Annotated in this window: 17 protein-coding genes; 15 read left to right on the top strand and 2 right to left on the bottom strand. The window is 59.5% G+C overall.

What is annotated here, in order from left to right:
- Positions 1–9 precede the first annotated feature (9 nt).
- From murD to lpxC, 9 genes are all read left to right on the top strand, one after another.
- On the top strand, positions 10–1,350 hold the full coding sequence (murD, locus tag AC13DD_RS15660; RefSeq protein WP_273045108.1) for a UDP-N-acetylmuramoyl-L-alanine--D-glutamate ligase: 1,341 nt from the start codon (positions 10–12) through the stop codon (positions 1,348–1,350).
- Positions 1,350–2,549 (top strand): putative lipid II flippase FtsW, encoded by a 1,200-nt coding sequence (ftsW, locus tag AC13DD_RS15655; RefSeq protein WP_288367256.1) that lies wholly within the window; start codon positions 1,350–1,352, stop codon positions 2,547–2,549. The genes murD and ftsW overlap by 1 nt, the downstream gene beginning before the upstream one ends.
- The gene (gene murG / locus AC13DD_RS15650; protein ID WP_092030361.1) at positions 2,542–3,627 is read left to right on the top strand and encodes an undecaprenyldiphospho-muramoylpentapeptide beta-N-acetylglucosaminyltransferase; all 1,086 of its coding nucleotides are present in this window, start codon (positions 2,542–2,544) and stop codon (positions 3,625–3,627) included. The genes ftsW and murG overlap by 8 nt, the downstream gene beginning before the upstream one ends.
- Positions 3,620–5,065 carry a UDP-N-acetylmuramate--L-alanine ligase gene (gene murC / locus AC13DD_RS15645; protein ID WP_482902333.1) on the top strand — a complete coding sequence of 482 codons (1,446 nt, stop codon included), beginning with the start codon at positions 3,620–3,622 and terminating at the stop codon, positions 5,063–5,065. Before murG ends, murC begins: the two co-directional genes overlap by 8 nt.
- Position 5,066: 1 nt before the next feature.
- Complete coding sequence (locus tag AC13DD_RS15640; RefSeq protein WP_199185536.1) at positions 5,067–6,038, top strand: D-alanine--D-alanine ligase; 972 nt, start codon at positions 5,067–5,069, stop codon at positions 6,036–6,038.
- Positions 6,031–6,870, top strand: coding sequence for a cell division protein FtsQ/DivIB (locus AC13DD_RS15635; protein ID WP_104271816.1), 840 nt, complete (start codon positions 6,031–6,033; stop codon positions 6,868–6,870). Before AC13DD_RS15640 ends, AC13DD_RS15635 begins: the two co-directional genes overlap by 8 nt.
- Before the next feature lie 36 nt (positions 6,871–6,906).
- The gene (gene ftsA, locus AC13DD_RS15630; RefSeq protein ID WP_008176504.1) at positions 6,907–8,142 is read left to right on the top strand and encodes a cell division protein FtsA; all 1,236 of its coding nucleotides are present in this window, start codon (positions 6,907–6,909) and stop codon (positions 8,140–8,142) included.
- A gap of 98 nt (positions 8,143–8,240) precedes the next feature.
- Positions 8,241–9,398 carry a cell division protein FtsZ gene (gene ftsZ / locus AC13DD_RS15625; RefSeq protein ID WP_482931419.1) on the top strand — a complete coding sequence of 386 codons (1,158 nt, stop codon included), beginning with the start codon at positions 8,241–8,243 and terminating at the stop codon, positions 9,396–9,398.
- Positions 9,399–9,610: 212 nt separating this feature from the next.
- The gene (gene lpxC / locus AC13DD_RS15620) at positions 9,611–10,525 is read left to right on the top strand and encodes a UDP-3-O-acyl-N-acetylglucosamine deacetylase (protein WP_482931418.1); all 915 of its coding nucleotides are present in this window, start codon (positions 9,611–9,613) and stop codon (positions 10,523–10,525) included.
- Positions 10,526–10,536: 11 nt separating this feature from the next.
- Here the strand turns inward: lpxC and AC13DD_RS15615 are convergent, their stop codons facing one another.
- Positions 10,537–10,983, bottom strand: a complete 447-nt coding sequence (locus AC13DD_RS15615; RefSeq protein WP_069183992.1) for a DciA family protein — start codon at positions 10,981–10,983, stop codon at positions 10,537–10,539.
- 215 nt (positions 10,984–11,198) lie between these two features.
- Here AC13DD_RS15615 and AC13DD_RS15610 point away from each other — a divergent pair, with 215 nt between their 5' ends.
- The 6 genes from AC13DD_RS15610 (at position 11,199) to ribA (ending at position 18,710) form a co-directional block, all read left to right on the top strand.
- The gene (locus tag AC13DD_RS15610; protein WP_069183991.1) at positions 11,199–12,152 is read left to right on the top strand and encodes a M23 family metallopeptidase; all 954 of its coding nucleotides are present in this window, start codon (positions 11,199–11,201) and stop codon (positions 12,150–12,152) included.
- Positions 12,153–12,333: 181 nt separating this feature from the next.
- On the top strand, positions 12,334–15,072 hold the full coding sequence (gene secA / locus AC13DD_RS15605; RefSeq protein WP_069183990.1) for a preprotein translocase subunit SecA: 2,739 nt from the start codon (positions 12,334–12,336) through the stop codon (positions 15,070–15,072).
- A 127-nt stretch (positions 15,073–15,199) separates the two neighbouring features.
- Positions 15,200–16,417: a bifunctional glutamate N-acetyltransferase/amino-acid acetyltransferase ArgJ gene (gene argJ, locus AC13DD_RS15600; RefSeq protein ID WP_482931417.1), complete on the top strand. Its 1,218-nt coding sequence runs from the start codon at positions 15,200–15,202 to the stop codon at positions 16,415–16,417.
- 2 nt (positions 16,418–16,419) lie between these two features.
- A complete protein-coding gene (locus AC13DD_RS15595; RefSeq protein WP_273157756.1) occupies positions 16,420–17,391 on the top strand; it encodes a Nudix family hydrolase in 972 nt (323 codons plus the stop codon).
- A gap of 87 nt (positions 17,392–17,478) precedes the next feature.
- Entirely contained in the window at positions 17,479–17,961 is a 483-nt protein-coding gene (gene moaC, locus AC13DD_RS15590; RefSeq protein WP_008176486.1) for a cyclic pyranopterin monophosphate synthase MoaC, read from the top strand.
- A 134-nt stretch (positions 17,962–18,095) separates the two neighbouring features.
- Positions 18,096–18,710, top strand: a complete 615-nt coding sequence (ribA, locus tag AC13DD_RS15585; RefSeq protein ID WP_008176485.1) for a GTP cyclohydrolase II — start codon at positions 18,096–18,098, stop codon at positions 18,708–18,710.
- 74 nt (positions 18,711–18,784) lie between these two features.
- Here the strand turns inward: ribA and dxs are convergent, their stop codons facing one another.
- Positions 18,785–20,716, bottom strand: coding sequence for a 1-deoxy-D-xylulose-5-phosphate synthase (gene dxs / locus AC13DD_RS15580; protein ID WP_482931416.1), 1,932 nt, complete (start codon positions 20,714–20,716; stop codon positions 18,785–18,787).
- Between the last annotated feature and the right edge of the window lie 21 nt (positions 20,717–20,737).

Here is a 20,737-nt window from a genome sequence, read left to right as displayed (position 1 = left end):
GCTGCAACTATGAGTGTCATTGTTTCGGATCGTCGCACACTGATCGTAGGGCTCGGTAAAACCGGGCTTTCCTGCGTGCGCTATCTGTCCGAACAGGGGCGGGACGTTGCTGTGGCCGATAGCCGCACGGCTCCTCCGGGTCTTGATCAGCTGAAGGTCGGTTGGCCGGATATTCCGGTACACCTCGGGACCTTTGACGCAGAGCTGTTTGCCGGTTTCAACGAACTGGTGGTCAGCCCGGGAATCAGCATTGCCGAACCAGCCATTGCAGCTGCCGCCCGCCAGGGAGCAAGAATCCGGGGTGACATTGATCTGTTCGCCGAGGCTGCCGATGCGCCGATCGTCGCGATCACTGGCTCCAATGGCAAAACCACCGTCACCACACTGGTGGGTGAGATGGCCAGAGCGGCGGGCCGGAACGTCGCCGTTGGCGGCAATATCGGTACCCCGGCCCTTGATCTTCTTGGCCAGGGCGCAGACCTGTATGTGCTCGAGCTTTCGAGTTTCCAGCTTGAGACCACGGACGAGCTGAACGCCCTTGCGGCAACGGTGCTCAACCTCAGTGACGACCACATGGACCGTTACCCCAACAAGATGGCGTATTTCCAGGCCAAGCAGCGGATATTCCGGGGTTGCAAGAACGCCATTGTTAATCTGGACGATGCCTTGAGCACACCCATGGCAAGGGACAACCTGAGGTTCCTGTGTTTCGGCTTCCATCGGGTGAATCCGGAGACGTTCAGCACCCGGGACGATGACCAGGGCACCTGGATTACCTTCGGGTTTGATAACCTCTTGCTGGCCAGCGAGTTGAAGCTGATGGGTCATCACAACATCAGCAACGTGATGGCTGCTCTGGCACTGGGCCATGCCGCCGGGCTGCCCATGGATGTGATGCTCAGGGTAGCGCGGGAATTTCCGGGGCTGCCGCATCGCTGTGAATTCGTGCGCCGGCTGAAGGATGTGGACTTCATCAACGATTCCAAGGGAACCAATGTCGGCGCCACGGTCGCCGCTATTGAAAGCCTTGCCCCGGACAAGGGCAGAGTGGTGCTGATTGCCGGTGGTGATGGCAAAGGGGCTGATTTTACCGCCCTGGAAGCGCCCATCGCCCTGCATTGCCGGGCCGTGCTGCTGATCGGGCGTGATGCGCCGGCCATCGCCGATGTGCTGGGCAGCGGTATTCCGGTACACCGGGTAGGTAGCCTTGCCGAGGCGGTTTCCCGCTCTGCCGAACTGGCCATGCCCGGAGACCGGGTGTTGCTCTCGCCGGCATGCGCCAGCTTTGACATGTTCCGCGACTATCTTGATCGCGGTGACCAGTTTCGTTCTCTGGTGGAGGCCCTGTGATGCACGCAGATCTTCCACTCCAGAACCGGAACCCGTGGCTGGGCGAGATACAGCCCCTGCCGATGTTGGTGATCAGCTCCGTGGCATTGTTGGTGATGGGTGTGGTCATGATTTCCTCGGCGTCCATGGATATGGCTGCCGAAACCATGGGTAACAGCTACCACTATGTGATCCGTCAGCTGATGTTTGCCGGTCTTGGTTGCCTGCTGGCCCTGGTAGCGGTGAACGTGCCGGTGGCCTGGTGGGAGCGCAGCGGCTGGCTGCTGCTGGGCATCGGTCTGTTGGTCCTGGTTCTCGTGTTGACGCCCCTGGGCCGTACCGTGAACGGCTCCACCCGCTGGATTCCATTCGGCCTGTTCAACGTCCAGGTCTCGGAAGTGGCGAAACTCTGCCTGATTGCCTACCTGGCCGGCTACGTGGTCCGTCGCCGGGATGAACTGCTCAATACCTGGCCTGGTTTCCTGAAGCCGTTGGTCGTCCTCGGTTTGGCATCGGTTCTGCTGGTTATTCAGCCGGACTTCGGTGCCACTGTGGTGTTGGTGACGGCAGCGGCGGGGATGATTTTCCTGAGCGGTGTCCGGCTGAGCCGGTTCGTGCCCCTGATCGGCACGCTGGTGGTCCTGGGTGCCATTCTGATCGTTACCCAGCCTTACCGTCTGAAACGGGTTGTCAGCTATCTCGATCCCTGGAAAGACCAGTTCGACAGCGGTTACCAGTTGACCCAGTCCCTGATTGCCTTCGGTCGCGGAGACTGGGGTGGTGTCGGCCTGGGTAACTCCATCCAGAAGCTGTTCTATCTGCCGGAGGCCCACACCGACTTTATCTTCGCCATTATCGCTGAGGAATTCGGTCTCCTGGGATCCTTGCTGGTACTCAGTCTGTTCACCCTGCTGGTGGTGACCGGATTCGTCATTGCCCGCCGGGCCGAGAAGGCGGACATGCCGTTCGGCGCGTGTTTTGCCTATGGGCTGACCCTGCTGATTGGCCTGCAGGCAGGCATCAACATGGCGGTCAGCACCGGGCTTCTGCCCACCAAGGGGCTGACTCTGCCGCTGGTGAGCTACGGTGGATCCAGTCTGATGATTACCTGTATCTGCATTGGCGTTCTTGCCCGTGTGGAAATGGAGCGCCTGGATCAGGAAAAGCTGGCCCGAGAGAAGACCGGTCCGAAGACGCGGGGAGGTGCGGTGTATGACTGAACAGCGTCGCTTCCTGATGATGGCCGGCGGTACCGGCGGGCACGTGTTCCCGGCCCTGGCAACGGCTCGGGCGCTTGAGGCTCGTGGCCACCAGGTGTACTGGCTCGGAGCCAGTGGCGGAATGGAACAGAGGCTGATCGGCGAAACCGATATCCCGCTGTCACTGATTCATATTTCCGGTTTGCGGGGCAAGGGTAAGCTCGCTCTCTTGCTGGCGCCGTTCCGGCTGATGCGGGCGCTGGGTGAAGCCTTCACCATCCTGCGCCGGGTTCGCCCGGATTGCGTTGTAGGCATGGGCGGATTTGTTACCGGGCCCGGTGGTGTTGCCGCCTGGCTGAACCGTACGCCGCTGGTGATTCATGAACAGAACGCCATCGCCGGAATGACCAACCGCATCCTGGTCAGGTTTGCAGAAACCGTGCTGGAGGCTTTTCCGGGTAGCTTCGGGCCGAAAGTGGTTACCCGCTGTACCGGCAATCCGGTGCGGGAAGACCTCGCGGCCTTGCCTGTTCCGGAAAGGCGCCTGGCGGACCGTGAAGGTGCTCTCAGATTGCTGGTGATCGGCGGCAGTCTCGGCGCGCAGGTCTTTAATGAGCAGCTCCCCGAGGCGCTGGCGATGTTGCCGGAAGGTGACCGGCCCGTGGTCCGCCACCAGTGTGGTGAGCGCCATGCCGAGGCGGCGAAGCAGGCCTATGAGGAGCATGGCGTGGAGGCGGCCGTTGAGCCGTTCATCAAGGACATGGCCGAGGCCTATCAGTGGGCCGACCTGGTGCTGTGCCGGGCAGGCGCGTTGACCGTTTCGGAATTGTGCGCCGCGGGTATCGGCGCTGTCCTGGTGCCTTTTCCCCACGCCGTGGATGATCACCAGACGAAAAACGGGCAACAAATGGTGTCGGCGAAGGCAGCCATTCTGATTCCACAGGCAAAAATGACCCCGGCGGTGCTTGCGGAAACCCTGGGTGATCTGGCCCGGAATCGTGACCGGGTAAACGAAATGGCGAAGGCCGCCCGAACATTGGCCCGCCCTGATGCAACGGAGAGAGTCGTGAATTACTGTCTGGAGGCCGCCAATGGCTGATGCAAATAATCCGCCCCTGGTCTATCAGGTGCCTGAAATGCGCCGGATCCGTCACATCCACTTTGTGGGGATTGGTGGTGCGGGGATGAGCGGCATCGCCGAGGTTCTCAAGAATCAGGGCTACGACGTTTCCGGATCGGATCTGAAAGAAGGGGCGGTTACCGATCGTCTCAAGGGTATGGGCGTAGAAGTGCAGATCGGTCACCGGGAAGAGAACAGCGCCAGTGCCGATGTGGTTGTGGTGTCTTCAGCGGTGTCTGCGGAAAACCCGGAAGTCGTGGCGGCCCGCAGTCGTCGGGTGCCGATCGTGCCCAGGGCAGAAATGCTCGCGGAAATCATGCGCTATCGCCACGGCATCGCCGTCGCTGGAACCCATGGCAAGACCACAACCACCAGCCTGATCGCATCCATTCTGGGTGAGGCGGGCCTGGACCCGACTTTCGTGATTGGCGGCAAGCTGAACAGCGCCGGCACCAACGCTCAGTTGGGCGGTTCCCGCTATCTGGTGGCGGAGGCAGACGAGAGTGATGCGTCCTTCCTGCATCTGACGCCGGTGATTTCGTTGGTAACCAACATCGAAGCGGACCATATGGATACCTATGGCGGCGATGTCGAGAAGCTGAAGCAGACCTTTGTGGACTTTCTGCACAACCTGCCGTTTTACGGTGTTGCGGTGATGTGCGTCGATGACGGTTACGTTCAGGAGATCATCCCCCGGATATCCCGCGCCATCATCACCTACGGAATTGACAACCCGGAGGCGGATTACCGGGCCGAGAGTATCAATTCCGACGGTTTGCGGACCCACTTTGTGGTGAAGCGTCCGGCCGGGCGCAGCGACCTCGCGGTCGAGCTGAAAATGCCGGGCCGTCATAACGTGCTGAACGCGCTGGCGGCCATAGCCGTGGCCACAGACGAAGGCGTCGCCGATGATGCAATCTGCCGCGGGCTGGCCGGATTTGCCGGTGTCGGTCGCCGGTTCCAGGTCTACGGCGATTACCAGACCCCCAAGGGCACGGTCACCCTGGTGGACGATTACGGTCACCACCCGACGGAGGTAGAGGCTGTTATCCGGGCTGCACATGATGCCTGGCCCGATCGGCGTCTGGTCATGCTTTACCAGCCGCACCGCTTTACGCGGACCCGCGACCTTTATGAAGACTTTGTCCGGGTGCTTTCGGAAGTGGACGGCCTGCTTTTAATGGACGTGTATTCCGCCGGCGAACCGGCGATTCCGGGGGCCGATGGTCGGGCCCTGTGCCGCAGTATTCGCCAGCGGGGGCAGGTGGAACCGGTATTTGTTGAGGACAACCTGGAAATCGAGTCCCTGCTGGCCAATGTGCTGCAGGACGGTGATCTGCTGATAACCCAGGGCGCCGGCGATATTGGCGGCGTGGCAGCGCGGCTGGCAGCCGCGGGAGTGATAGCTGGTGAGTGACATGCATCATGGGGAACCACAGGCTTATCAGGCCGAACCGGAGCTCGTTCGGTCGCTCGGTCGGGTGGCCGTGTTCATGGGTGGAGATTCCGCTGAAAGGGAAGTGTCCCTGAAAAGCGGCAAGGCGGTACTGGCGGCGCTGGTGTCAGCCGGCGTGGATGCGTTTGCCGTGGACGTCCGCGGCTGCCTGCTGAGAACCGTCGACAACCCTGATTTTGACCGGGTGTTCATCGCGCTGCATGGTCGTGGAGGCGAGGACGGTACCTTGCAGGCCATCCTTTCGCAGGCCGGTATTCCCTACACCGGCAGCGATGTGCTGGCCTCGGCACTGGCCATGGACAAGCTGAGAACCAAGTACGTGTTCGAAGGCTGTGGCCTGCCAACGCCGAAGTTCCGCACCATGTCCGGAGCAGATCAGGCCGAACAGATCATTGGTGAACTGCGGGCGCCCTTGAGTGTGAAACCTTCCCGGGAAGGCTCCAGCATCGGCATCCGCAAGGTACACACGGCGGCCGAACTGGCTGACGCCTACGAAGCCGCCGCCGCGCTGGACAATCTGGTGCTGGTGGAGGAGTGGATCGAAGGGCCGGAGTTCACCGTCAGTCTGTTGCAGGATCGGGCGCTTCCGGCCATTGGCCTGAGCGCAAGCACCGAGCACGTTTTTTACGATTACGAGGCCAAGTACCTGGCAGACGATACCCGGTATCGCATTCCCTGTGGTCTGGCGCCTGAAGACGAAGTCCGTCTTCAGCACCTGGCACTGGAGGCCTTCCGGGTTGTTGGCTGTCGGACCTGGGGCCGGGTCGACATCATGCAGGACAGCGACGGCAAGTTCTGGCTGCTGGAGGTCAATACCGTGCCCGGTATGACGGACCACAGTCTTGTGCCCATGGCTGCAAAGGCCGCAGGCATCAGCTTCGAAGAGCTGGTGGTCCGGATACTGAAAGACAGTCTGGAGGGCGCCAATGCTTGAAACACTGCTGATCCGGAGCCGGGCGATTCCGTCCGAGCCCCCGCGACGCCGGGGGGCAACGTCCCTCGGTCCCGAGCGGGACCGGTTTGGCGTGTTGAAGGGTGTGCTGGCAGCTGTACCCTGGCTCCAGGTGGGCATGGGCGCGGTGATTGTGCTGTTGGCTGCACTGGTGCCCTGGGGCACTGGCAAGGTGCTGGGCGCCATGGATCAGCAGATCCTTGCCGTCGATGTGAAGGGAGAATTTGTGGGCGATAGCCGGGTCGCCATTGAGCGCGCCGCTGGCGACTGGATCGGCAAGAGCTATTTCGCCACGGATCTTTCGGAAATCAAAGACAGCCTGGAACGTCGGCCCTGGGTTGCGTCCGCGGCGGTGCGTCGGGTATGGCCGGATCGCCTGGTGATCGATATCAGGGAGAAGAAACCCCTGGCTTACTGGACCGATGGACGTCTCGTAAGCCGCACCGGTGAGCTGTTCGCGCCGGCGAATCCCGAAGTTGCGGGTCGGTTGCCACGACTCGCAGGGCCGGATGAAAGGGTGCGGGATGTGATCGATATGGCGCGGGACATGAGCGACAAGCTGGTCGCCCGGGGGCTTGGATTTTCAGGCCTGACGCTGGAACACCGGGGTGCGTGGACCCTGCAGCTGGCCAACGGCATCGAGGTGGTGCTTGGCCGCGATCAGGTGGCGCAACGGTTTGATCGGTTTATCACGGTTTATGAAAACCGACTGGCAGCAAGGTCGGACGAAGTCAGTCGGGTAGATGCCCGCTACACCAACGGTGTGGCGGTCAAGTGGAAGGCTGTCGAGACAGCCTCCAGCCCAAAATCATAGCAACGGTTAATTCAGACCTACGGTTTGGTGGAACACATGTCATCGGTTGAAACGGAAAACATGATTGTCGGCCTCGATATCGGAACCTCGAAGGTGGTTGCGATTGTCGGCAAGCGCAAGATGGACGGCACCATCGAAGTGGTGGGCATTGGTTCCCATCCTTCCCGGGGCCTCAAGCGTGGAGTGGTGGTGAATATTGAAACCACCGTCCAGGCAATTCAGCGCGCGGTGGAAGAGGCGGAATTGATGGCCGGGTGCCGCATTCACTCGGTGTATGCGGGTATTGCCGGCAGCCACATCAAGAGCCTGAATTCCCACGGCATTGTTGCAATCCGTGACCGTGAGGTCACCCAGGCCGATATAGACCGGGTCATTGACGCCGCCCAGGCGGTTGCGATTCCTGCAGACCAGAAGATTCTCCATATTCTGCCCCAGGAGTTCGTGATCGACAGCCAGGAAGGCATCAAGGAACCCATGGGCATGTCCGGTGTGCGCCTGGAGGCAAAGGTTCATCTGGTGACCTGCGCGGTCAATGCTGCCCAGAACATAGAGAAATGCGTGAAGCGCTGCGGGCTTGAGGTGGATGACATCATCCTGGAGCAGCTGGCATCCAGCCACGCCATTCTCACCGAGGATGAGAAAGAGCTGGGTGTCTGCGTGGTGGATATCGGTGGTGGCACCACGGATATTGCGGTGTTTACCGGCGGTGCTATCCGGCACACGGCGGTGATTCCGATCGCCGGCGACCAGGTGACCAACGACATTGCCATGGCGCTGCGCACACCGACCCAGAATGCTGAAGAAATCAAGATCAAGTATGCCTGTGCACTGACCCAGCTGGCCGGTGCGGATGAAACCATCAAGGTGCCCAGTGTTGGCGATCGCGCGCCGCGCGATCTGTCCAGGCAGGCCCTGGCGGAGGTGGTGGAACCGCGCTACGAGGAGCTGTTCACCCTGGTTCAGTCAGAGTTGCGCCGGTCCGGATTTGAAGACCTCATTCCGGCAGGCATCGTGATAACCGGCGGTTCCTCCACCATGGAAGGCGTGGTGGAGCTGGCCGAAGAGATCTTCCACATGCCGGTAAGGCTGGCCTGTCCGCAGGCGGTTTCCGGCATGACGGAGGTAGTCAACAATCCGATCTACGCCACTGGCGTTGGGTTGTTGATTCATGGTTTCCGCCAGATGGATCTGGGGCGGGCACCGGTGCTCAAGGGTGAAGATGCACCCTCGCTGTTTGAGCGCATGAAAGCCTGGTTTACCGGTCATTTCTGACGGGGCCGGGCGGGTAGTACACGAAGGTATCTCGAAAACACAATCTCGAACAAACAGCCCGGAACAAGGGCTGAAAACAGCACGAAGGAGTAGGGGAAATGTTTGAACTCGTCGATAATGTCCAGCAAAACGCTGTCATTAAAGTCGTCGGTGTAGGCGGTGGTGGCGGCAACGCCGTTCGCCATATGCTTAACAGCGACATCGAAGGTGTGGAATTCATCTGCGCCAACACAGATGCACAGGCGCTGACCGATATGGATGCGCGCCAGATCATTCAGCTCGGTGGCAATATCACCAAGGGGCTGGGTGCCGGCGCCAATCCTGAGGTTGGTCGTCAGTCCGCCCTGGAAGACCGCGATCGCATCGCCGAAGCCATCAAGGGTGCTGATATGGTGTTCATCACCGCCGGCATGGGCGGTGGTACCGGCACCGGTGCTGCGCCGATCGTGGCGGAAGTGGCCCGTGAACTGGGTATTCTCACCGTTGCCGTTGTCACCAAGCCTTTCATGTTCGAGGGCGGCAAGCGCATGAGTGTTGCCGAATCCGGCCTGAAAGAGCTGGAGGAGAGCGTCGACTCCCTGATCACCATCCCCAATGAAAAACTGTTGGCGGTTATGGGCAAGAAAACCAGCCTGCTGGACGCATTTGCCGCAGCCAACGATGTGCTTCTGGGTGCAGTGCAGGGTATTGCCGACCTGATTACCCGTAACGGTATGATCAACGTCGACTTTGCCGACGTGAAAACGGTTATGTCTGAGATGGGTATGGCGATGATGGGTACCGCCCGCGCTACCGGCGAGAACCGTGCCCGCGAAGCGGCCGAAGCCGCCATCCGCAGCCCGCTGCTGGAAGATATCAACCTGCAGGGTGCCAAAGGTATTCTGGTCAACATCACCGCTGGTATGGACCTCAACCTGGGCGAATTCTCCGAGGTTGGCGACATTGTGCGTGAGTTTGCTTCCGACTCTGCCACCGTTGTCGTCGGTACCGTCATTGATCCTGAGATGACCGACGAACTGAAGGTGACGGTTGTTGCGACCGGTCTGGGCGGTGATCGTGAGAAGCCCACCAAGGTTGTGGACAATACCCGCACCCTGGATGGAAAAACCGATTACAACCAGCTGGACCGTCCCGCTGTTCTGCGTCGCCGGGCCGTTTCCAATGGAAACGTGGCTATCGCCCAGAGCAAGGACAGCGAGGAGCAGGGTGTCGACTATCTCGATATTCCCGCATTCCTCCGTCGGCAGGCTGACTGATAATCTCGTGCAATTGTGATCCGGTTCCTGTTCCCGTGCGAAATAGGGAACCCGAAAACCGGTAAAAACGTGCACTGATTGCCATGGGTTGCGTGCTGTATGAACATTCAGCAACAACGGATTGGTTAAATGGTATTCAGTCTTATTTTCTGATATTCTCCGGGCAGATTTTTGCCTAGAATATCGCCTTTTTGTGACGGAATTATGTACCGATGATCAGACAACGGACACTTAAAAACACCATCCGTGCCACCGGTGTGGGATTGCACTCGGGTGAGAAGGTCTACCTGACCCTCAAGCCTGCCCCGGTGGACTCCGGTATCATCTTCCGCCGTACCGATCTCGAGCCTATGGTCGAGATTCGTGCTTCTGCGGAAAATGTGGGTGAGACCATGCTGTCCACGACGCTGGTAAAAGACGGTGTCCGTGTGGCGACGGTAGAGCATCTGCTCTCGGCCATGGCTGGTCTCGGGATTGATAACTGTTTCGTCGAGCTTAGCGCCGCGGAAGTGCCCATCATGGACGGCTCTGCCGGTCCATTTGTGTTTCTTCTGCAGTCCGCCGGCATTGCCGAGCAGGATGCGCCCAAGCGTTTCATCCGCATCAAGCGTGAGGTCACGGTTGAGGAAGGTGACAAGAAAGCGACCCTGCTGCCATTCGAAGGCTTCAAGGTCAGCTTCGGTATCGACTTTGATCACCCGGTGTTCAAAGGCCGCGCCCAGACTGCCACCGTCGATTTTTCCAGCACGTCCTTTGTGAAGGAAGTGAGCCGCGCACGGACCTTCGGGTTCATGCGTGACATCGAGAAATTGCGGGCCATGAACCTCGCCCTTGGGGGCAGTGTGGATAACGCTATCGTTGTGGATGACTACAAGATCCTCAACGAAGACGGTCTGCGCTATGACGATGAATTCGTGAAGCACAAGCTGCTTGATGCCATCGGTGACCTTTATCAGTTGGGTAACAGCCTGATTGGTGAGTTCCGCGGTATCAAATCCGGTCACGATCTGAACAACAAGCTGTTGCGCAAGCTCAGGGCAGAAGAGGATGCCTGGGAAGTGGTTACCTTTGATGATGAGGCCACTGCCCCGATTTCCTACATGAAGCCCGTGCTGGCGGCGGGTTAAAGCCGGACGCTTTAATCCCGGACGTGGCTAGCGAGTTTTTCGAGAACCTCGCGTAATGCTTTATCCTTCGTGTGCCCGGCTTCCTCTTTGAGGAGCCGGGCATTTTCTTTACTCAAGGGCTCTTTCTTGAACACCGGTTTTTCCCGGAATCGTGGCGGCGCAACCTTGACCCTCAGTTTCCAGACGAACCGGAAGAGTTCGTTCTCTCTAAGCTTTTCCATGATCTCGTGCTGGCGGAACCGGATCTGACTGGCCTTCCCGGCGGTTTCGGCTGTCAGAGCCAGTTCGCCGTCTTTGCAGCTGACAAAGCGTGTGCCCTTAACCAGATCCTGCGGTAGGGCTGCGAGAACTTCTGCCTCTGCCTGTCGGTGAAGTTCGGCCTTTGCCACTAGATCCTTGAGTACCGGGGTCTTGCCCAGCTTGTCGAAGGTCATTTTTTGCTCGCTTTTGCGTTTCATGGCGGCGTTTTTACTCGACGGCTCCGTTTACGATTGGTTACACTTCGGCACGGTTTATGCGTAGTGCCTGTATTACACTCGTTTTACATTGTGATAAATGAGTATGTCTACCGGGCGCTGCAATTTTTTCAGTATGTAGCTGTTGCCAAAGGATGGCAGACCCCCTTCGGATTTTTCCGGGGCGCAACACTACAGGATGCGGTTGCGGCTCAACGATGAAACCTGATGATGATATGAACATTATTTTCGTTGGCAAACACCACGGAAAATCCCGGGTGTTGTCTATCAACAGTACGCTTGCTGTTGCTCTGCTGTTTCTGGTGCTTTCCCTGCTGGTTGCCGCGGGTTGGGCCGGTTACCAGACGGCGATTGAGCAGGTAGAGGCCAGGGAGCCCACCAACGCCGACCTGGTGGCCGAGTGGCAGCTGAAGCTGGCAGAGCAGAAGGCGGAGTTGGCCAACATTGAAGAGAACGTCCAGCAACAGGTAGATGCATTGACTCTGCGCCTGGGCGAGATTCAGGGCCGGTTATTGCGCCTGGATGCCCTGGGCCAGCGTTTTGTGGAATCCGGCCTGGTGGCCAGCGATGAATTCAACTTCGATCAGCCTGCTGCGGTGGGTGGCCCGGAGGATGCCTTGTCCGGGGATTCCTTCTCCGCACCTGAGCTGACCCGGATGATTGAGGAAATGGAATGGCGAATCGAAGACCGCGAGCAGCAACTGCGGTTGCTCGACCAGCTGGCCTCCAGCAAGCGGCTCGAAGATGAGCTGTACCTGGAAGGCCGTCCGATCACCTGGGGCTGGCTGTCTTCGAAGTACGGTTACCGGTCCGATCCGTTTACCGGCAAGCGGACCTGGCATGCCGGTGTTGATCTGGCCGGTAAGGATGGCAGCGATATTATCTCGGTTGCGGGCGGTGTGGTGACCTATGCCGGCGAGCGCTATGGCTACGGTAACCTTGTTGAAGTCGATCATGGCGATGGTCTGATCACCCGCTATGCTCATTGCAAGACGATCAAAGTGGAAGTGGGTGATGTTGTTCAGAAGGGCCAGGTAGTCGCGCTGATGGGCAGCACAGGCCGTTCCACCGGGCCTCACGTGCACTTTGAAGTCATCCGGAATGGCAAGTCTGAAAACCCGGAAACCTACATCAAGCGTGCCAGCCGCTGATCCGGTCCCGGCGCCGCAGCTTTCACAATCTCTCCGTCAACCGGCTCTGGGCCGGTTTTTATCTGTGAATCCGGTGCCTCACCGGCGACTTCTTGCGCCTGTGTGAGGCCTGCCTTTTGTCCTGTTACAAAATAAGGTTAGAATGCCGGCTTCCTCCGTTTAATCAAAGAAGCAGTGGTCTATGTTCACAAAGCTTGCAACTAAGATGTTCGGCAGTAAAAACGCCAGAGAAATCAAGAGAATGCGTAAATCTGTCATACGCATCAATGAGCTTGAAGAGCAGTATGGCAATCTGTCCGACTCCGAGTTGCAAGGTAAGACCGCGGAGTTCCGTCGCCGGCTTGATGAAGGCGAATCCCTCGACGCCCTGCTGCCTGAAGCCTTCGCGACCGTGCGTGAAGCAGGCCGTCGCGTTATGGGAATGCGCCATTACGACGTCCAGCTGATCGGTGGTATCACCCTGCACGAAGGCCGTATCGCGGAAATGAAAACCGGTGAGGGTAAAACTCTGGTTGCCACTGCTGCGGTGTATCTGAACGCGCTGCCCGGCAAAGGCGTCCACGTGGTTACCGTGAACGATTACCTGGCCCGCCGTGATGCCGAGTGGATGGGTAAGCTCTACCGGTTCCTGGGCATGCAGGTGGGTGTAGTGGCCTCGGGCCAGCCGGCGGAAGAAAAGCGCGCGGCGTATCAGGCGGATATTACCTACGGTACCAACAACGAATTTGGCTTCGACTATCTGCGTGACAACATGGCGTTCAGTACCGAGGACAAGGTCCAGCGCGGGCTGAACTACGCGATCGTGGACGAAGTGGACTCGATACTGATCGATGAGGCCAGAACGCCGCTGATCATCTCGGGTGCGGCTGAGGACAGTTCAAAACTGTACCAGGCCATCAATGAGCTGATTCCGGGCTTGGAAAAAGGTGAGGTGCCTGAAGAGGGTGAGCCTACCGGCGACTTCACCATCGACGAAAAATCCCGCCAGGTGGAATTGACCGAGGGCGGTCACGAGAAAGTTGAAGAATTGCTGCTTGAGCGTGGCCTTCTGAAGGAAGGAGAGAGCCTGTATTCAGCGGCCAACCTCAGCCTGCTGCACCACGTGCACTCGGCACTGCGGGCCCACCATCTGTTCCAGAAAGACGTGGATTACATTGTTCAGGGCGGCCAGGTGGTCATCGTGGACGAGCATACCGGCCGTACCATGCCGGGGCGCCGCTGGAGCGAAGGCCTACATCAGGCGGTTGAGGCCAAAGAAGGCGTCAAGATCCAGGCCGAAAGTCAGACTCTCGCGTCCACGACGTTCCAGAATTATTTCCGGCTTTACGACAAGCTGGCCGGCATGACCGGTACCGCAGACACCGAAGCTTTCGAATTCCGTCAGATCTACGGCCTCGACGTGGTGGTCATTCCGCCCAACAAGCCGATTCAGCGGACTGACTACAACGATCTGGTGTATCTGACTCAGGAAGAGAAATTCCACGCGATCATTGATGAGATCAAGGATGTCACCGCCGAAGGGCGCCCGATCCTCGTGGGTACCGCGTCTATCGAGGCTTCCGAGCTTCTTTCTGTGCTGCTCAAGAAGGCGCGGATCGAACACAAGATCCTGAACGCCAAGCAGCACGAATCCGAAGCCCATATCATTGCTCAGGCGGGCCGGCCGGGCGCAGTCACCATCGCCACCAACATGGCCGGTCGTGGTACCGATATCGTACTCGGCGGTAACTGGGAGCACGAAGTCGCCGCCATGGAGAATCCCTCGGAAGAGGAGGTTGCCCGGGTCAAGGCGGAATGGACCGAGCGCCACAATCAGGTTCTTGAGGCCGGTGGCCTGCACATCATTGGTACCGAGCGTCACGAATCCCGCCGGATTGATAACCAGCTTCGTGGCCGTGCCGGTCGCCAGGGCGATCCCGGTTCCTCACGGTTCTTCCTGTCCCTGGAAGACAACCTCATGCGTATCTTCGCACCTGACCGGGTCAAGAGCCTGATGCAGGCAATGGGCATGAAAAAGGGTGAGGCCATTGAACACCGTATGGTGACCAATGCGATCGAGAAATCCCAGCGCAAGGTCGAAGGCCGCAACTTCGATATGCGGAAGACGCTGCTGGAATACGACGACGTGGCCAACGATCAGCGGACGGTCATCTACGACCAGCGTAATGAGGTCATGTCCTCAAACGATATCTCGGACATGGTCAAGACCATCCGGGAGGACGTTGTCGATTCGCTGATCAGTGAATACATCCCGCCCCAGAGCATGCCCGAACAGTGGGACATCACTGGTCTGGAAGCACAGCTCCAGTCCGAGATGGCCATTGATCTTCCAGTACAGAAGTGGCTGGAAGAAGATAACAAGCTGTATGAGGAAAACCTGCGCCAGAAGATTCTGGACGAGATTGTCGCCGCCTACGAAGCCAAGGAAGAAATCGCCGGCTCAGAGGCCATGCGCAAGTTCGAAAAGCAGGTCTTCCTGCAGGTGTTGGATACCCTCTGGAAAGAGCATCTTTCCAACATGGACCATCTGCGCCGGGGCATCCATCTGCGGGGTTATGCCCAGAAGAACCCCAAGCAGGAGTACAAGCGCGAGGCGTTCAACCTGTTTGAAACCATGCTTGATACCATGAAACGGGACGTCACCCGCGTACTCTGCCATGTTCGTGTCCAGAGCCGTGAAGAAATGGAAGAAGTCGAGCGCCGTCGCAAGCAGGAACTCGAAGAAGAGCTTGCCAAGGCTCGCCTGCGCCACGATGAGACCAGCGCCACGGCCCAGAGTCAGGGCGAGGGCAACGCTGACGATTCCCGCCAGTCGACCCCCGAAACCTTCGTTCGACAGGAGCGCAAGGTGGGTCGAAATGAACCCTGCCCCTGCGGGTCCGGCAAGAAGTACAAGCAGTGTCATGGCAAGGTCAGCTAATACAGACTACTGACTGCACCATCGGAACCCGCAATCTGCCAGCCACGACTGGTGGACTGCGGGTTTTTTCGTTTCCAGCGGGTTGTGCGGTACTTCGAGCGCAACCCCAGACAAGAGGAGTGGCAGAATGGCGGTAGGTCCGGGAACCTTACCTGAGTTTCACCCGGTGGCGGGGGTTAAGATCGGTATAGCCAGTGCAGGCATCAAGAAGCCGGGACGGAAGGACGTGGTTGTATTTGAGCTGGCCCCGGAAAGCCGGGTTGCCGGGATTTTCACGAAAAACCAGTTCTGCGCGGCGCCGGTTACTCTCAGCCGCCGACATCTGGCCGAGACCTCGCCCCGGTATCTGCTGATCAATACCGGTAATGCCAATGCCGGCACCGGTGAGCAGGGCATGCGGGATGCGGTGGCCTGCTGCCAGGCTCTGGCAAGCCAGGCGGGCGTTGCCGAAGCCGAGATCCTGCCGTTTTCCACGGGCGTGATTGGCGAGCCGCTGCCGGTGCAGAAAATTGTCGGCGCCCTTCCGGACGCCCTGGCGAACACCGCCGAGAACCGCTGGGCAGAGGCCGCCAGCGGCATCATGACCACGGACACCCGCCCAAAAGGCGCCTCCTGTCAGGTGGAGCTGGACGGTCACACGGTCACCATCTCTGGCATCAGCAAGGGTGCGGGTATGATCCGCCCGAACATGGCGACCATGCTCGGGTTTATTGCCACCGATGCCCGGATTGCGCCGGAACTGCTGCAGACGCTTGCCTCGGAACTGGGGGAAAAGTCCTTCAACCGCATCACTATCGATGGCGACACCTCTACCAATGACGCCTGCATGCTGATGGCCAGCGGCCAGTATTCCGGCCCCGAGATCACGGCCTCCAGCGCGGCGCTGCCGAAGCTGCGGGAGGCCTTGCAGGCAATCTATCTGGAACTGGCCCACGCCATTGTCCGCGACGGCGAAGGAGCAACCAAGTTTGTCACCATCGACGTCAGCGGAGCGGCCGGTCAGCAGGAGGCTCTGGACGTTGCCTATACCGTGGCGCATTCGCCGTTGGTCAAGACCGCACTGTTCGCCTCGGACCCGAATTGGGGCCGGATTCTGGCGGCGGTTGGTCGCGCCGGTGTCGAAGGACTGGACCTCAATGCCCTTGAAATCTATCTGGGCGATGTCTGCCTGGTCCGCAACGGTGGCCGGGCCGAGGATTACTCGGAAGCCCGCGGGCAGGCCGTGATGGACCGGGAAGAGATCACCATTGCCATCGACCTCAAGCGGGGTGATGTTCGGGAAACCGTGTGGACCTGTGATTTCTCCCACGATTACGTGACTATCAACGCCGAGTATCGTACCTGAGCATGTCTGCCAGAGAGACGCCGGTCAAAGAGGTTCACGTTGCCGTGGCGGTCATCGTCCGTGATGGCCGTGTGCTGATCGCCCGACGGCCAGACCACGTTCACCAAGGGGGCTTACTGGAGTTTCCCGGTGGCAAGGTGGAGCCTGGCGAGACGGTTCAGGCGGCGCTTGTGCGCGAAATTGCCGAGGAAACCGGTCTTCACGTGCCGGCGGGTTCCCTGGAGCCTGTTATCGGTATTCGGCACGATTATGGCGACAAGCGGGTTTTCCTGGACGTCTGGGAAACCAGTTCTGCCGGGGGCGAAGCAAGGGGATGTGAGGGGCAGCCCGTGGAATGGCTGACCCCGGAGCAGCTTCGGGATGAGGATTTCCCCGCCGCCAACCGGCCGATCATTCGCGCTCTGCGTTTGCCCCGGCAGTTGGCAATCACCGGTTCCGAGAATGGCCTGGAGCCAACCCTTGCGCACCTTCAGGAGGGTCTGAGCGCCGCTCGACCACCGCTGGTACTGCTCCGGGCTCCGGCGTTGAGACCGCCGGCCTATCGGGAGTTGGCGGCGAACGCGTTGCCGGTTTGTGAAAAGGCCAGAGCCGCCCTGATTGTGCACGGTGGACCGGAGGTATTCCGCGCCATACCCGGCGCCCGTGGGCTGCACCTGCCCTGGCGCGAGGCGAACAAACTCTCGGCCAGACCGGTTCCGGAAGATGTCTGGCTGGGGGTTTCCTGCCATGACAGGCAGGAAATCGATCATGCGACGGCTATCGGAGCGGACTACGTGACCCTGGGGCCAGTCCAGCCGACCGAAAGCCATCCGGGTGCGCCGACCCTGGGATGGTCGGTCTTTGCCGACCTGGTGTCGGAAGCGGTGCTTCCGGTATTTGCCCTGGGCGGTTTGTCGCCCGGCGATCTCCGCGAGGCTCGCCAGCGGGGCGGTCAGGGCATCGCCGGAATCCGCTTCTGGTGGCCGCAAAGCTGATACTTGTCAGCGACGCCGTGGCCATGTCTGTTATGCTGTCGTTCCTGCATTTTTCACCATCTTGCACAACCGATTCCGGGAGAGACCGTGAGTAAACTGACCCATCTCGACGACAAGGGCGAAGCCCGCATGGTGGATGTGACCGACAAGGCGGCCACCGAACGCGAGGCCCGCGCTGAAGCTACCATCCGCATGGCGCCGGAAACCCTGAACATGATTATTGAGGGTGAGCATCCCAAAGGGGATGTCCTGGCTGTTGCCCGCATCGCCGGTATCATGGCCGCAAAGAAAACCCATGATCTGATTCCCTTGTGTCATGCGCTGAACCTGACGTCAGTGAAAGTTGAACTGACTCCGGGCGACGACGGGGCATCTGTACATATCCTGACCCGCTGCAAACTTTCCGGCCAGACCGGTGTCGAGATGGAGGCGTTAACCGCGGCAAGCGTGGCGGCACTGACGCTGTACGACATGTGCAAGGCGGTCGATCGTGGCATGGAGATTGATTCCGTGCGTCTGCTGGAGAAGAAAGGCGGCCGCAGTGGCCACTGGGTCGCCGATAAAGCCTGATCTGGCGGACCGCCGCGCTCGTAAGTGTTGGTTACCAAGACCACTCCGGAGGAGCGACAGTGCCGAGACTACGCCAAGCGGGCGGGCCCGTGATAGAATGCGCGGCCCGATTGACTGAACCACGAGGAAACACTGTGGCTGTTCGTTACATCCAGACCTGCCGGTTGCCGACCCCGTTCGGGGTATTTGATATGCACGGCTTTGAAGAACCGGACACCGGAAAGGAACACGTTGCCCTGACTCTCGGTGACCTGGATAGCGACGAACCCATGCTGGCCCGCACGCATTCCGAATGTCTGACCGGCGACGCCCTCTATAGCATGCGGTGTGATTGCGGCTACCAGCTGGAAGAGGCGCTGCGCAGCATTGCCCGGGAAGGTCGGGGTATCCTCATGTATCTGCGTCAGGAGGGTCGGGGAATCGGCCTGTTGAACAAGATCCGCGCCTACCATCTGCAGGATCAGGGCGCGGATACGGTAGAGGCCAACGAGCGTCTGGGTTTCGCGGCCGATCTTCGTGACTACAGCATGTGCAAGGACATGCTGGAGCATCTCGGTATCAGGAGCCTGAGGCTGATGACCAATAATCCCCGCAAGGTCAAAGCGCTCTCCTCCTACGGCATCGACATTACGGAAAGGGTACCTCTGCACGTGGGCCGCAACCCCCACAATGAACACTACCTCGATACCAAGCAGAGCAAGCTCGGCCACTGGCTGGAGACCCATCAGGACGACGATCCCGAAATCTGAGCTGGGTTTGTCGCCACATACGAAAAAGCCCGCGAACTCCGCGGGCTTTTTGCATTCTCAGGTTTGTGTTCCGTCTATTTGACGGCTTTCAGGTTCTGGTGGCGCAGGGTCTCGATCCGCGTGCGGATAGACGATTCAATACCTGCGGCATCCAGACCACATTCTTCCAGCAGCTCCCCGTGCTTGCCGTGGTCCATAAAGGTATCGGGCAGGCCCAGTTGAAGTACCGGCAAGGTAACCAGGCGGCTGTTCAGGAATTCGGTCACGGCGCTGCCTGCACCACCGGCAATGGCGTTTTCTTCCAGGGTCACCAGCAGTTCATGCTGCTCGGCCAGCTCCAACACCAGTTCTTCATCCAGGGGTTTGACGAAACGCATGTCTGCGACCGTCGCGCCGATGGCTTCTGCAGCCTCCAGAGCAGGCGCCAGCAGGGTGCCAAAGTTGAGGATGGCAACACCTTTGCCGTTGCGAATCCGGCGGCCCTTACCAATCTCAAGCGGCGTCAGTTCCTGCTGAATTTCGGCACCGGGGCCTGTGCCACGGGGGTAGCGCACCGATGCCGGTCCTTCGTAGAGCATGCCGGTCTGGAGCATCTGGCGGGTTTCATTTTCGTCCGACGGTGTCATCACCACCATGTTCGGCACGCAGCGCAGGTAGCTGATGTCGAAAGCGCCAGCGTGGGTCGGGCCGTCTTCACCGACCAGGCCTGCGCGATCAATCGCGAACAGCACATCCAGGTTCTGGATAGCGACATCGTGAATCAGTTGATCGTACGCCCGCTGCAGGAACGTCGAGTAGATGGCGACCACCGGCTTGGCGCCGTCACAGGCGAGCCCTGCGGCCAGCGTGACTGCGTGCTGTTCGGCGATGGCGACATCGAAGTAGCGTTCCGGGAAACGCTGGGAGAACGCCAGCAGATCGGAACCTTCACACATGGCCGGGGTAATGCCCACCACGCGCTCGTCCTGCTCGGCGGAATCACAGAGCCACTGACCAAAGACGTTGGCGTATTTCGGATTTGCCGGTTTCGGCTTGACCGGTTCGGGCTTGCTGGGAGGAACCGGTTCGATCTTGTTGATGGCGTGGTAGCCGATCGGATCGGCTTCAGCCGGCGCAAAGCCCTTGCCCTTGGTGGTTACCACATGGAGAAACTGCGGACCCTCAAGTTCGCGGATGTTCTCCAGGGTTTCCACCAGCAGGGGCAGGTCATGACCATCGATAGGGCCGATGTAGTTGAACCCCAATTCTTCGAACAGGGTACCCGGGGCAATCATGCCCTTGAAGTGCTCCTCGGTTTTCTTGGCCAGCGCCATAAGGTGTGGCGCTCCCTGAAGAACCTTCTTGCTGCTGTCGCGAACCTGGTTGTAGGTGCGGCTGGACAGCAGCTTGGCAAAGTAGTTGGACAGTCCGCCAACATTCCGGGAGATCGACATGTCGTTGTCGTTCAGGATCACCAGCATGTCGGCGTGCAGGTGACCGGCGTGGTTCAGGGCTTCAAAGGCCATGCCAGCGGTCATGGCGCCGTCACCAATAACGGCGATGCTTTTACGGCCGGTCTGTTGCAGTCTTGCAGCAACGGCCATGCCCAGTGCAGCGCTGATGGAGGTGCTCGAGTGGCCCACGCCGAAGGTGTCGTATTCGCTTTCTGCACGCTTCGGGAAGCCGGCCAGACCGTCTTTGCGACGTATGCTGCCCATGGCGTCCTTTCGGCCGGTCAAAATCTTGTGGGGGTAGGCCTGATGGCCGACATCCCAGACCAGACGGTCGCTCGGCGTATCAAAAACATAGTGAAGGGCAACGGTAAGCTCGAGCACGCCCAGGCCCGCGCCGAAATGGCCACCGGTCTGGCCCACTGACCATAACAGAAATGCCCTGAGCTCCCGGGCCAGCTGCGTAAGCTGCTCCGGGGCCAGCTCTCTCAGCTGGGCCGGTTCGTCAATCCGGTCCAGCAGCGGCGTGTTGGGCCGCTGTGACGGGATTTCCTTGAAAATATAAGTGTCCTGCATCTGCTCGGGTCTTTTCCGGTA

The sequence above is a fragment of the Marinobacter sp. L-13 genome, assembly GCF_056857715.1.
This window is presented reverse-complemented; position numbering and strand designations above follow the sequence as displayed.